Origin of the sequence: Serratia marcescens (genome assembly GCF_029846115.1) — a bacterium.
Taxonomy (GTDB): domain Bacteria; phylum Pseudomonadota; class Gammaproteobacteria; order Enterobacterales; family Enterobacteriaceae; genus Serratia; species Serratia marcescens_L.
The window spans coordinates 3,663,745-3,676,965 of record NZ_JARVZZ010000001.1; the positions used below are offsets into that span (position 1 = coordinate 3,663,745).

General features: G+C 58.3%; 11 protein-coding genes. 3 read left to right on the top strand and 8 right to left on the bottom strand.

From position 1 onward, the window contains the following. Positions 1-15: 15 nt before the first annotated feature. From acnA to topA, 5 genes are all read right to left on the bottom strand, one after another. Complete coding sequence (acnA, locus tag QDT79_RS17290) at positions 16-2,688, bottom strand: aconitate hydratase AcnA (protein ID WP_308316816.1); 2,673 nt, start codon at positions 2,686-2,688, stop codon at positions 16-18. A 223-nt stretch (positions 2,689-2,911) separates the two neighbouring features. After that, a complete protein-coding gene (locus tag QDT79_RS17295; protein ID WP_074181211.1) occupies positions 2,912-3,163 on the bottom strand; it encodes a hypothetical protein in 252 nt (83 codons plus the stop codon). After that, the gene (locus QDT79_RS17300; protein ID WP_072270247.1) at positions 3,156-3,683 is read right to left on the bottom strand and encodes a DUF2778 domain-containing protein; all 528 of its coding nucleotides are present in this window, start codon (positions 3,681-3,683) and stop codon (positions 3,156-3,158) included. The genes QDT79_RS17295 and QDT79_RS17300 overlap by 8 nt, the downstream gene beginning before the upstream one ends. A gap of 179 nt (positions 3,684-3,862) precedes the next feature. Then, the gene (gene cysB / locus QDT79_RS17305) at positions 3,863-4,837 is read right to left on the bottom strand and encodes an HTH-type transcriptional regulator CysB (RefSeq protein WP_004930690.1); all 975 of its coding nucleotides are present in this window, start codon (positions 4,835-4,837) and stop codon (positions 3,863-3,865) included. 360 nt (positions 4,838-5,197) lie between these two features. After that, a complete protein-coding gene (topA, locus tag QDT79_RS17310; protein ID WP_004930691.1) occupies positions 5,198-7,795 on the bottom strand; it encodes a type I DNA topoisomerase in 2,598 nt (865 codons plus the stop codon). 427 nt (positions 7,796-8,222) lie between these two features. Between topA and QDT79_RS17315 the strand changes: the two genes are divergently transcribed. Beyond that, complete coding sequence (locus tag QDT79_RS17315) at positions 8,223-8,474, top strand: YciN family protein (protein WP_063990040.1); 252 nt, start codon at positions 8,223-8,225, stop codon at positions 8,472-8,474. Positions 8,475-8,525: 51 nt separating this feature from the next. On the opposite strand, the gene sohB is transcribed toward QDT79_RS17315, so the two are convergent. Next, entirely contained in the window at positions 8,526-9,572 is a 1,047-nt protein-coding gene (sohB, locus tag QDT79_RS17320) for a protease SohB (protein WP_004930703.1), read from the bottom strand. Positions 9,573-9,931: 359 nt separating this feature from the next. Between sohB and QDT79_RS17325 the strand changes: the two genes are divergently transcribed. Both QDT79_RS17325 and cobO read left to right on the top strand, forming a co-directional pair. After that, positions 9,932-10,693: a YciK family oxidoreductase gene (locus tag QDT79_RS17325; protein ID WP_063990041.1), complete on the top strand. Its 762-nt coding sequence runs from the start codon at positions 9,932-9,934 to the stop codon at positions 10,691-10,693. Positions 10,694-10,706: 13 nt separating this feature from the next. Then, on the top strand, positions 10,707-11,297 hold the full coding sequence (gene cobO / locus QDT79_RS17330) for a cob(I)yrinic acid a,c-diamide adenosyltransferase (protein ID WP_063990042.1): 591 nt from the start codon (positions 10,707-10,709) through the stop codon (positions 11,295-11,297). 38 nt (positions 11,298-11,335) lie between these two features. Here cobO and rluB read toward each other — a convergent pair whose 3' ends face one another. Then, positions 11,336-12,241, bottom strand: a complete 906-nt coding sequence (gene rluB, locus QDT79_RS17335) for a 23S rRNA pseudouridine(2605) synthase RluB (RefSeq protein ID WP_025303042.1) — start codon at positions 12,239-12,241, stop codon at positions 11,336-11,338. 162 nt (positions 12,242-12,403) lie between these two features. Next, on the bottom strand, positions 12,404-13,201 hold the full coding sequence (locus QDT79_RS17340) for an alpha/beta fold hydrolase (protein WP_063990043.1): 798 nt from the start codon (positions 13,199-13,201) through the stop codon (positions 12,404-12,406). Between the last annotated feature and the right edge of the window lie 20 nt (positions 13,202-13,221).

Consider the following 13,221-nt stretch of genomic DNA (forward strand, 5'->3'; position numbering starts at 1 on the left):
CTTTTTATTGCTTAATTACAGCATTTTCCTGATCACATAGTGCAGGATGCCGTCGTTTTCGTAGTAGGTCAGCTCATTGCCGGTATCGATACGGCAACGGGTGTCGATCACTTCCTTGCGCCCGTCGGCATAGGTGATGTGCACCGGCACCGTCTGGCCCGGCTGCAGCTGCTGCAGGCCGCCGACGCTGATCTGCTCATCCCCGGTCAGCCCCAGGGTTTTGCGCGTCACCCCTTGCGGGAACTCCAGCGGCAAAATCCCCATGCCGATCAGGTTGGAGCGGTGGATACGCTCGAAGGACTCGGCAATCACCACCCGCACGCCCAGCAGGCGCGGCCCTTTCGCCGCCCAGTCGCGGCTGGAGCCGGAACCATACTCTTTACCGGCGATCACCGCCAGCGGCACCTTTTCCTGCTGATACTGCATGGCGGCGTCGTAGATAGACAGCTGCTGCTGCGACGGGATATGGCGGGTATAGCCGCCTTCCACGCCCGGCACCATTTCGTTGCGGATGCGGATATTGGCGAAGGTGCCGCGCATCATCACTTCGTGGTTGCCGCGGCGCGAGCCGTAGGAGTTGAAATCCTGCGGCGCCACGCCGTGCTCGCTCAGGTAACGCCCCGCCGGGCTGTCGCGCTTGATGTTACCCGCCGGCGAGATGTGGTCGGTGGTCACCGAATCGGCCAGAATCGCCAGAATACGCGCGTCTTTGATGTCCTGCACCGGGTCCGGCTTCACCTTCATGGTGCTGAAGAACGGCGGATGGCGGATATAGGTAGAATCCTCCTGCCACTGATAGGTTGCCGAACCGGTCACCTGGATCGCCTGCCAGTTGGCGTCGCCGTCGAACACTTCGCCGTATTCCTTGTGGAACATCTCGGTGCGCACTTCTTCCACCGCCCGAGCGATGTCCTGGCTGCTCGGCCAGATGTCCTTCAAATAGACCGGCTGACCGTCGTTGCCCTCGCCCAGCGGCTCTTTAGTCAGGTCAGTCTTCATGCTGCCCGCCAGCGCATAAGCCACCACCAGCGGCGGCGAGGCCAACCAGTTGGTTTTCACCAGCGGGTGGATGCGCCCTTCGAAGTTGCGGTTACCCGACAGCACGGCGCCCACGGTCAGATCGCCCTCTTTGATCGCCTGCTCGATCGGGTCCGGCAGCGGGCCGGAGTTACCGATGCAGGTGGTACAGCCATACCCCACCAGGTTGAACCCCAGCTCTTCCAGATAGGCGGTGAGTTTGGCGCTATCGAAGTAGTCGGTCACCACTTTGGATCCCGGCGCCAGCGAGGTTTTTACCCAGGGCTTGCTGCGCAGCCCTTTCTTGACGGCGTTTTTCGCCAGCAGGCCAGCCGCCATCATCACACTCGGGTTGGAGGTGTTGGTGCAGGAGGTGATCGCCGCGATCACCACCGCGCCGTCGCGCAGTTCGTGCTGCTGCCCGTCCAGCGTAAAGGTTTTGCTGTCGGTATTGGCCTTGTGCCCCCCGATGTCCAGCTCGGTGGCGGCCTTGAACGCCTGTGGCACATTCGGCAGCGCAACGCGATCCTGCGGGCGTTTCGGCCCGGCGAGGCTGGCTTCCACCGTCGACATGTCCAGCGCCAGCGAGCTGGTGAAGACCGGTTCATCACCCGGGTTACGCCACATGCCCTGCGCTTTGGCGTAGGCTTCCACCAGCGCGATTTGTTCGGCGCTGCGGCCGCTAAGCTTCATATAGCCGAGCGTAACGTCATCCACCGGGAAGAAACCACAGGTGGCGCCGAACTCCGGCGACATGTTGGCGATGGTTGCCCGGTCCGCCAGCGGCAGATCGGCCAGCCCATCGCCGTAAAACTCGACGAACTTGCCGACAACGCCGTGCTTGCGCAGCATTTGGGTAACGGTCAGCACCAGGTCGGTGGCGGTAATCCCCTCGCGGAGCTTGCCGGTCAGCTTGAAGCCGACCACGTCCGGGATCAGCATCGACACCGGCTGGCCCAGCATCGCCGCTTCCGCTTCGATGCCGCCGACGCCCCAGCCGAGGATGCCGAGACCGTTGATCATGGTGGTGTGGGAATCGGTGCCCACCAGGGTATCGGGATAAGCCACACGGCGGCCGCTTTCGTCGCTGTGCCAGACCGTTTGGCCAAGGTATTCGAGGTTAACCTGGTGACAGATGCCGGTGCCCGGTGGCACCACGCGGAAGCGGTTGAAGGCTTTCTGCCCCCAGCGCAGAAAGGTGTAGCGCTCGTGGTTGCGCTGCATTTCGATACGTACGTTGTCTTCAAAGGCGTTGTCATCGCCAAATTCATCAACGGTAACCGAGTGGTCAATCACCAGATCCACCGGCGACAGCGGGTTCACCTGGTCGACGTTGCCGCCCAGCCGCCGTACCGCTTCGCGCATCGCCGCCAGATCCACCACCGCTGGAACGCCGGTAAAATCCTGCATCAGCACGCGCGCCGGACGGTAGGCGATCTCACGATCAGCATGGCCGGTTTGCAGCCAGGCGACGATGGCCTTGAGGTCGTCAACCTGCACGGTGTCGCCATCCACATGGCGCAGCAGGTTTTCCAACAGCACTTTCATTGATTTCGGCAACCGGTCGATATCACCCAGCTGCTTCGCCGCCAGCGGCAGGCTGTAGTAGTAATACTCGCTATTCAGCGCAACCAGCTTATCCAGACTCGTTTCACGAAGATCGGACGACATAGCTCCTCCATTTCTTATTGTGACTAAAACAGGGTAATCAGTGAGGTCTTGTTTAAAGATACCACAAAGATAAGTTAACGTTTTGATAACAACACGATTTGATCACAACGATAGGCGGGAACAATCAGCAGGAAGGAAGTACGAGCGCCGCCAAGGGGTTAGGCAATGCGCCAACAAAAACGCCGCAACGAGGCGGCGTTTTGGCAGGGAAAATCCCGCGGCTTTAGCGGGGTTTACGCACTAAGCGTTTGACGACGGCCATTAAAATAAATGTCGCGAGCAACATATAGGTTATCACCACGGGGAGAAACGCTGGATCAAACTCTCCATCACTTTTCGCTATGTTAGCGGCATTCATCCAGTCACCAACCTGATTTACAGTAATATCAACCAGATTTTTAAGCACCGGGATTTTGTTAAGAATAAAAAACGACGCTATGAAACAAGTTGCAAACAGCATCAAATTCTTAAACATCGCAAGCCTCGTAGTTAGTTGAACCCGTAACATCTACCCTACCATAGGACATGATACCTACACGTGAGCCGGGGATTTTGAATTTTCTACGTTGGACGAGTGCGTGTCGAAATCGATTAAAATCAGCAATATGGTAGAAGGTAATGCAACCCCATGATTCTCCTTCGCCATTAGGTCTCAATGGATGAATGCGAAAGCCGCCTCGATCTTGTCCATTAATCCACAAATTATCGGTAAGCGTTTGGAAACTGAACAAACCAAGCCACGTAGAATGGTTTGTTCCATGCCATATGTCTTTACCTAATGATTCCAGCTGGTTTCGTATACTCCCATGAGGGCGATCAACAATCCAATACTGCCCCGGGGGTAGCGCCCCTTTGTCTCTGAAAGAGCAATCAGGACGATTTAGCATACTCGGCTTGCCTGAAAACACCGGAAACGTCCCCACCCCGTAGACGTGGAGTTTCAGCACGCGGCGGTCTGGAGAGGCATCGTTGTAGTTAAGTCTGCATATCTGCATAACGTTGAATTTCCCTATTCAATGATCCGAACGTTTGCACTCTACTCAGACGCTAACGGGTTGAAAAGAGGGCAGCGACTTTTCAGGATGATCCTGAGAAACAAGATGGCACGGATTTCCGGGCAAAAAAAACCGGTTAGGCAGGCACCTAACCGGGATTGACTTGATATCGTCAACGGTTACTTAATCGGCAGCTTGATGTCCTTGAACATCGCCTCGATTTCTTCGTTGGAGCGCAGCGCCACCGCGCTGTCGACCACGTCGCGCGTCAGGTGCGGCGCGAAGCGCTGAATGAAGTCGTACATGTAGCTACGCAGGAAGGTGCTGCGGCGGAAACCGATCTTGGTGGTGCTGTAGGTGAATATATCGCGCGCATCCACCGTCACCAGATCCGGATCCTGCACCGGATCCACCGCCATGCTGGCGATCACCCCCACCCCCAATCCCAAACGCACGTAGGTTTTGATCACGTCGGCGTCGGTAGCGGTAAAGACGATGCGAGGCGTGAGGCCGGCGCGATTGAAGGCGGTGTCCAGCTCCGAGCGGCCGGTAAAGCCGAAGGTGTAAGTGACGATCGGATAAGCTGCCAGCTCTTCAATGCTGATGCTGCTTTTGCCCGCCAAAGGATGATCGGGCTTCACTACCACCGCACGGTTCCAGTGGTAGCACGGCAGCATGATGAGATCGTCATACAGATGCAGCGCTTCAGTGGCGATGGCGAAATCGGCGGTGCCCTTGGAGACCGCTTCGGCGATCTGCGTCGGCGAGCCCTGATGCATGTGCAGCGAGACACGCGGGTAACGCTCGATAAAGCCCTTGATCACGTTGGGCAAGGCGTAGCGAGCCTGCGTATGCGTGGTGGCGACGTACAGCGAGCCTTTGTCCGGGTAGGTGTGTTCACCGGCAACGGCTTTGATGGCGTCCACTTTGGACAACACTTCACGCGCAATGCGAATGATTTCCTGGCCGGCCGGGGTGACCTGGGTCAGGTGTTTGCCGCTGCGGGCGAAAATCTGGATGCCCAGCTCATCTTCGAGCATACGCACCTGTTTACTGATGCCGGGTTGCGAGGTATAGAGCCCTTCTGCCGTCGAGGAGACATTCAGGTTGTGGTTAACCACTTCCACAATGTAACGAAGCTGCTGCAATTTCATATCTTATACCATCCTAGGTTAAACACTGCGGCTTACCCGCAGCCAGGTATATCGGTGTCGCCCCGGTATGCTGAAACTCACAAGCCATAAACACCGTGTTCTACCCTGATGGTGAAGAAAGCGCCGTTGTTAATAAGCTTTAATAATAAAAAAACTTTTTATATAACCACTATACCACGTTGCAGCTTCAAGTATAGATCCGCGTCACACTATGATAACGATTATTTTGCATTGGTATCAACGTGAAACGACGGTAGCGGAGGGATAAAAACAGCAAAGGATAGATCCGTTTGCCGCTTTTCACCAATAAAAAACCAGCCGCCAGGGCTGGTTTTTCATCTTGCAGGCAGGGCTGCGGCCTTACTTCTTGCCTTCGACCCACTTGCCGTCCACGTAAAACGCAGACCAACCGGTCGCCTTGCCGTCTTTTTCAGAGGAGACATACTGCTGTTTGGTTTTACGGCTGAAACGCACCAGCGTTTTATTGCCTTCGGCATCCGCCACCGGCGCATCGGCCAGATAGCGCAGCTTCTCCGGCAGGCGATCCTTGAAGCGAGCCAGCTCTTCCACCAGCGGCGCACGGGTCTCGCGCGATTTAGGGAAGGTGTTGGCCGCCAGGAACACGCCGGCAGCACCGTCACGCAGCACGAAATAGGCGTCGGACTTCTCGCACGGCAGCTCCGGCAACGGCACCGGATCTTCCTTCGGCGGTGCGACATCGCCGTTGCGCAGGATCTTGCGGGTGTTTTTGCAGTTCTCGTTGGTGCAACCCATGTACTTGCCGAAGCGCCCCATTTTCAGGTGCATTTCCGAGCCGCACTTGTCGCACTCCACCACCGGGCCATCGTAGCCTTTCAGGCGGAACTCGCCCTCTTCAATCTCATAGCCGTCGCACGCCGGGTTGTTACCGCAAACGTGCAGTTTGCGCTGGTTATCGATCAGATAGCTGTCCATCGCCGTACCGCATTTCTGGCAGCGGCGGCGGGCGCGCAGCGCGTTGGTTTCCGCGTCGTCGCCTTCGAGGATGTTGAGCACTTCCGCTTCCGGCACCAGGTTGATGGTGGTTTTGCAGCGCTCCTTCGGCGGCAGCGCGTAGCCGGAACAGCCGAGGAACACGCCGGTGCTGGCAGTACGGATACCCATCTTGCGGCCACAGGTCGGGCAGTCGATGCTGGTCATCACCATTTGGTTAGGCCGCATGCCGCCTTCTTCCGGATCCTTCTCCGCCGTTTCCAGCTGCTCGCTGAAGTCGACGAAGAACTCGTCCAGCACCGCTTTCCACTCGGCCTGGTTGTTGGCGACCTCATCGAGACCGTCTTCCATGCGCGCTGTGAAGTCATAGTTCATCAGCTCGCGGAAGTTTTCTTCCAGGCGATCGGTGACGATTTCGCCCATTTTCTCGGCATAGAAGCGGCGGCTTTCCACCCGCACATAACCGCGATCCTGAATGGTCGAGATGATGGAGGCGTAGGTGGACGGGCGGCCGATGCCGCGTTTTTCCAGCTCTTTCACCAGTGAGGCTTCGCTGTAGCGCGCCGGCGGCTTGGTGAAGTGCTGGCTCGGGATCAGTTTCTGCAGATCCAGCTCGCTGCCGATTTCGACGTATGGCAGGGTGCGATCTTCATCGCCCTTGCGCAACGCCGGCATCACCTTGGTCCAGCCGTCAAAGCGCAGCGTACGGCCCTTGGCGCGCAGCTGATAATCGCCGGCTTTCACCGTCAGCGTGGTGGAATCGTATTGCGCCGGCGTCATCTGGCAGGCGACGAACTGGCGCCAGATCAGCTGATACAGCTTCTGCGCGTCCGCTTCCATGTCTTTCAACTGCTCGGCGAGCACGTTCACGTCCGAAGGTCGGATCGCTTCGTGCGCTTCCTGCGAATTCTCTTTGCTGCTGTACTGATTCGGTGCCTTCGGCAGGTATTTGTCGCCGAAGTTGTCGCCGATGTAGCCACGCACCATGTTGAGCGCATCCTGGCTCAGGTTGGTGGAATCGGTACGCATATAGGTGATGTGGCCGGCTTCATACAGCCGTTGCGCCATCATCATGGTTTTCTTCACGCCGAAGCTCAGGCGGGTGCTGGCGGCCTGTTGCAGCGTGGAGGTAATGAAAGGCGCGCCCGGTTTGCTGCTGGTCGGTTTGTCTTCGCGATCCAGCACCGTGTAGCGGGCTTTTTCCAGCAGCTTGACCGCGGCGTGAGTCTGCTCGCGATTGACCGGCTTGAACGGTTTGTCGTGCGCGTGGGTCACTTCCATCTGCAGCGCGGTTTCACCCTTCGCCAGCAGATCGGCATGCAGCTCCCAGTACTCTTCCGGCACGAAGGCCTTGATGTCGCGCTCGCGCTCAACCACCAGGCGCACCGCCACCGACTGCACGCGGCCAGCGGACAGGCCGCGGGCGATTTTCTTCCACAGCAGCGGCGAGACCATATAGCCCACCACGCGGTCCATGAACCGGCGCGCCTGCTGCGCGTTGACGCGGTCAATGTTCAGCTCGCCCGGCTGTTTGAACGCCTGTTGGATCGCGTTTTTGGTGATTTCGTTAAACACCACGCGGCTAAAGCGTTTGTCATCCCCACCGATCACTTCCCGTAGGTGCCAGGCGATGGCTTCCCCTTCGCGGTCAAGGTCGGTTGCGAGATAAATGTGGTCGGCGTTTTCCGCCAACGATTTTAACTCGGCGACCACTTTTTCTTTACCCGGCAGGATTTCATAATGCGCTTTCCAGCCGTGGTAAGGGTCGACGCCCATGCGATTTACCAGCGCCGCCTTCTCATCTTTTTTAACTTTTTTCTTGGCTTTGTCTTCGGTTGAGTCAGCGCTCTTTTTGCTGGCTGAGCCACTGGTCGGCAAATCACGGATATGACCGACGCTGGACTTCACCACGTAGTCACTTCCTAAATATTTATTAATAGTTTTGGCTTTTGCCGGGGACTCAACTATTACGAGAGCTTTACCCATATTTACCTTTACCTAATTTATTTCTTCTAAAAAGAAGTCTTTTATCTCGCCGTGCCGCGGCAATTCGTGTCTCTTTTTTTATATTGCGGCAGTCTGGCAAGAGATCAACAGATTTTTTTCTTTTGGTTGCCCAACTGCTCAACCTGAACGCAAGTTGTTGATCCTGCCTGCTATTCACTCATGCCCCAGAAGTATGGCTGTGTGAGTTTTATTCATGGCGTAAACAAAACCTTCCACCCGACGCCGCAAAATCCCACACTGTACCTGATAAAAAGCGTCACGCAACCTAATTAGCACGGAAAGACCGATTTCGCCAACCGGCGGCCGCCCGTGGCCATCCAGACGGCAAATAAACCTTAGTCGGTTTGCGGATAAAAGCGAACCGGCGTTAGAATATGCGCAGAGTTTTTAGTTTGGAGTCTAATAAATGCACACGAATACTGCCCCTATCGGCCGCGAGGCCCTGCTGGCGGAAGCAAATAACATCATCCGCCAACACGAAGATTATCTGCACGGCATGATCGCCACTGATGTTGAACAAAAAAGCGGCGTTTTAGTTTTCCGCGGCGAATACTTTTTGGATGCCGACGGATTGCCCACCGCCAAAACCACCGCGGTATTTAATATGTTTAAACATTTGGCCCATCTGCTTTCGGAAAAATACCACCTGGTCGATTGAGAAAAGAAAACGGGGGCACCTGGCCCCCGTTGATTCACGCTATCGCCGCCGTTACAGCAGCGGCTTTTCTCCACGCTGCCACCAGCGCAACAGCAAGCGATCGACGCTTTCCGCCGCGCTGCCGGTGAAGCGATCCATCAAGCGTTTGCGGCGCGTATAGCGCACGGCGATCACTTCATGGTTATCCAGCTCGGCGATCAGCAAGTCATCGCTGGTGCCGATGGCGTCGATCAAGCCCTTCTCTTTCGCCTGTGAACCGAACCAGTGTTCACCGGTGGCGACGCTGTCGATATCCAGCGACGGGCGCTGCTCATGCACAAAGCGCTTGAACAGCTCGTGGGTTTCGTTCAGATCTTCGCGGAACTTCTCGCGCCCCTGTTCGGTGTTTTCACCGAACAGCGTCAGCGTGCGTTTGAACTGCCCGGCGGTGTGCAACTCTACGTCGATGTCATTCTTTTTCAGCAGGCGGTGGAAGTTCGGGATCTGCGCCACCACGCCGATGGAGCCGATGATGGCGAACGGCGCCGCCACGATGCGATCCGCGACGCAGGCCATCATGTAGCCGCCGCTGGCCGCCACTTTATCCACCGCTACCGTCAGGCGAATGCCGCCTTTGCGCAGGCGCTCCAGCTGCGAAGCCGCCAGGCCGTAGCCGTGCACCACTCCGCCAGGGCTTTCCAGACGCAGCAGGACTTCATCCTGCGCCGACGCCACCGCCAACACCGCCGAGATTTCTTCGCGCAGTGAGGTTACCTCGTGCGCGTCCATGCTGCCTTTGAAATCCAGCACATACAGACACGGCTTGGCCACTTCCACCGCGCCGGACTTGGCGCGCTGTTTCTTCAATTTGTCATCCGATTTGGTCTGCTTCTTGAACTGTTTCAGCCAAACCTTCTGTTCGGCGGCATCCATGCGCGCCAGGCGCATATCGCGTTGCATCTCACGATACTGTTCGCCGAGATCGGTCAGCTGCAGCTCCCCTTTCTGGCGGCTCTTGCGTTGCCCCAAACTGACCGCCAGGATGGCCAACGCGGCGATGGCGAGCACCACCGTGGCGACCTTGGCCAGAAACAGGCCATAAACAGATATAAACTCCACAGATTCCGCCTTTATTTACAGGTTGTTAGTATGCTTATTTCCATTTTAGCCAACCGCAGCGGCTGCTGTCGCGGCTAAATGAAAATTCATTGCGTACAGAGCATCACTATGGGGACGATTTACGGTCGAACCAAGGCGCCGCTGCCGCGCTTTTGTTACAAAAGAATGCCATTTCAGCCTGCTACGCATTGAAAATGCCCGCGGATTAAGGCATATAACACCCATTATTCATCAATATGATGAGACGGATTCGCTGCGCGGCCCGCATACGGTCGAGCCTTCGCTCCCGCCCCGGCCGCGCGTTTCACCCTTGCTCCCCGATATCTGCGGGAGAACAGCCACCCAGGCGAGGATTTATCGTGCATTACCAACCCAAACAAGATCTGCTCGAACAACGTATTATTTTGGTCACCGGCGCCGGCGACGGCATCGGCCGCGAAGCGGCGCTGACCTACGCGCGCTTCGGTGCCCAGTTGGTGCTGCTGGGGCGCACCGAGAGCAAACTGCTGGCGGTACAACAAGAGATCGCGGTCCAGGGCGGCGCCCCGGCCCGGGTAGTGACGCTGGACTTACTGCACGCCACTCAGGAGCAATGCCGGCAGATAGCCGACGATCTGGCGCGCCAGATCCCCCGCCTTGACGGCGTGCTGCACAACGCCGGCCTGCTCGGCGACATCGCGCCGATGGCCGACCTGTCGATGACCATGTGGCAAGAGGTGATGCAGGTTAACGTCAACGCTACCTTTATGCTGACTCAGGCGCTGCTGCCGCTGCTGCTGAAATCCCACGCCGGTTCGCTGGTGTTCACCAGTTCCAGCGTCGGGCGCACCGGCCGCGCAGACTGGGGTGCCTATGCGGTGTCGAAATTCGCCACCGAAGGCATGATGCAGGTGTTGGCCGACGAGTATAAAAACCGTAATCTGCGGGTGAACTGCATCAATCCTGGCGGCACCCGCACCAAAATGCGCGCATCCGCCTTCCCGCACGAAGACAAGAACAAGCTGAAGACCCCCGCCGATATCATGCCGCTGTACCTGTATCTGATGGGCGAAGACAGCCGCCGGAAAACCGGCATGAGCTTCGACGCGCAGCCGAACCGTAAACCCGGCGCGGCCGAATAATAAGGAGCGTTTCATGGCGGAAGATCGTCATCAACAGCGTCAGCAGCGCCTGAAAGAACAGGTCGATGCCCGCATCGCCGCGGCGCAGGACACGCGCGGCCTGCTGCTGGTGTTTACCGGCAACGGCAAGGGTAAAACCACCGCTGCCTTCGGCACCGTCACCCGGGCGGTTGGCCACGGCATGCGCGCCGGGGTGATCCAGTTCATCAAGGGCGAGTGGCCCAATGGCGAAAAAAATCTGCTGCAGCAACATGGCGTTGAATTTCAGGTGATGGCCACCGGCTTCACCTGGGAGACGCAGAACAAGGCCGGCGATACCGCCGCCTGCCAAGCGGTCTGGCAGCACGGCAAGCGCATGCTGGCCGACAGCAGCCTGGATCTGGTGCTGCTGGACGAAGTGACCTACATGCTGACCTACGGCTATCTGGAACTGGAAGAGCTGAAGGAAGCGCTCCTGCGGCGCCCTGCGCACCAAACGGTGATCCTGACCGGGCGCGGTTGCCATCGCGATCTGCTGGAACTGGCGGATACGGTCACGGAGATGCGGCCGGTGAAACACGCGTTCGATGCAGGCGTGAAGGCACAACAGGGGATCGATTGGTAACACAAAGTTCTGGCCCCGAACGGGGCCAGAATGAGAGATTAGCTGCGTTTGCTTGGCTTGCCCGGTTTACCCGGCTTGCTGCCTGGCGCACTGCGGCGGCCGCTGCCGGCCACCTGTGAGTGTCGCTTGACCGCACGGCGGATCTGGTTGGCCTTCACGCGGCGGCGCTCACGCTCCACCGGCATTTTGCTGACCGTTTCCGGTTTCAGTTCCACCAGCTCGCGCAGGTAGTTGATCGCCGGCAGATCCAGTTCGGCCCAGCCTCCGCGCGGCAGGCCTTTCGGCAGATCGATGTCACCGTAGCGCACGCGGATCAGGCGGCTCACTTGCACGCCCACCGCTTCCCACAGGCGACGTACTTCACGGTTGCGGCCTTCGGTCAGGGTCACGTTGTACCACTGGTTGAGGCCTTCCCCGCCCTGGAAGCTAATGGTGCGGAAGGCTGCCGGGCCGTCTTCCAGCTGCACGCCCTTGCTCAGCTGCTTCACTTTCGCATCGTCAACCTGGCCAAACACGCGTACCGCGTACTCGCGTTCCACTTCACGGCTCGGGTGCATCAGACGGTTGGCCAGTTCGCCATCAGTGGTGAACAGCAGCAGACCGGAGGTGTTGACGTCCAGGCGCCCTACCGCCACCCAGCGTGAACCGCGCAGCTTCGGCAGACGATCGAACACCGTCGGGCGGCCTTCAGGATCGCTGCGGGTACACAGCTCGCCTTCCGGTTTGTAGTAAGCCAGCACCCGGCAAACCACCTCTTCGGATTCTTTGATCGACAGGACATGACCGTCCAGACGAATTTTCATCGCCGGCGTCACTTCAACGCGATCGCCCAGCTTGGCGACCTTGCCGTCGACGCTGACGCGCCCGGCTTCAATCATGGTTTCGATTTCACGACGCGAGCCATGCCCGGCGCGCGCTAAAACTTTCTGTAACTTTTCGCTCATTGAGCAACCTCTAATGTCGCCTTCACAGGCGTCGGGGGGATACCGCCGCGGCCAAGCGCCACAACGGTCATAATACGTTTATCAGGATCGAACCGCGTATTATACAGGCTTTCTAAGGTGTTGAAACCCACTTTATCGGCGGTGGCCCCCTTCAGACGGCGTTCACGGCGCCAAAAAATCCTCCACCGCCCACAGCACCGCGTCAGGCCGTTCCAGAATGCCGAGGTGAGTGCGAGCCTCTCCTAGGCGCACCACGGAGAAAAACGGCTGCTCGGCGGCAAATGCCTGCTGCTGCCGCAGATAGTCGTCGCGGCGATCCAACGAGTAGATATGTCGGCACGGCGGCGGCGCGCTCATGCCCGCCAGGCGTTGCAGCGGCGAGCCGAATTGCCGGTAGGCCTGTTCGATGGCCACGCCGGCGGCACGCCAGAGCCGGTAATCCTCCTGCGCCATCTCGACCTCCAAATGGCGTTTGACCCGATCGTGGCGGATGCCGCCCTGCCAGAAGTCGAACAAGGCATCGCGCGCCGCCAGCCACTGCTGCGGCTGCTGCATGCGGCTCACCGCCGTAAAGAACGCCGGTTCCGGCTGCGTCATGATCCAGTCGAGAAACACCATGCCCCGCACCCGCTGCGGCAACGCTTCGGCCAACGCCACCGCCAGCCAGCTGGCGTGCGCCACCGACAGGGTGACCACGTTATCCAAACGCAGCGCCGTCAGTAGCTGACGCACATCTTCCAGCAAATCGTCCGCCGCCAGCGACATCTCCGCCGCTTTTGACGACAGGCCGTGGCCACGCCAGTCGATGCTGATCACCCGATAGCGTTCGGCCGCCAAGGCGATAAACGGTTCGAATACCGTTTTCGGTTCGCACCAGCCGGGCAGCAACACCAGCGTGAGTGGCCCTGAGCCGATATCCTGATAGTCGAGCATCATGTTGGCACTGTGAAATGCGGTCATATTACCTCCTGCGCGTCTCT

Bases quoted from the DNA above. Each gene is read 5' to 3' on its own strand.
- QDT79_RS17300 (WP_072270247.1), bottom strand. From the start codon at position 3,683: ATGCAGATATGCAGACTTAACTACAACGATGCCTCTCCAGACCGCCGC.
- cysB (WP_004930690.1), bottom strand. From the start codon at position 4,837: ATGAAATTGCAGCAGCTTCGTTACATTGTGGAAGTGGTTAACCACAAC.
- acnA (WP_308316816.1), bottom strand. From the start codon at position 2,688: ATGTCGTCCGATCTTCGTGAAACGAGTCTGGATAAGCTGGTTGCGCTG.
- QDT79_RS17340 (WP_063990043.1), bottom strand. From the start codon at position 13,201: ATGACCGCATTTCACAGTGCCAACATGATGCTCGACTATCAGGATATC.
- QDT79_RS17295 (WP_074181211.1), bottom strand. From the start codon at position 3,163: ATGTTTAAGAATTTGATGCTGTTTGCAACTTGTTTCATAGCGTCGTTT.
- QDT79_RS17315 (WP_063990040.1), top strand. From the start codon at position 8,223: ATGCACACGAATACTGCCCCTATCGGCCGCGAGGCCCTGCTGGCGGAA.
- cobO (WP_063990042.1), top strand. From the start codon at position 10,707: ATGGCGGAAGATCGTCATCAACAGCGTCAGCAGCGCCTGAAAGAACAG.
- rluB (WP_025303042.1), bottom strand. From the start codon at position 12,241: ATGAGCGAAAAGTTACAGAAAGTTTTAGCGCGCGCCGGGCATGGCTCG.
- topA (WP_004930691.1), bottom strand. From the start codon at position 7,795: ATGGGTAAAGCTCTCGTAATAGTTGAGTCCCCGGCAAAAGCCAAAACT.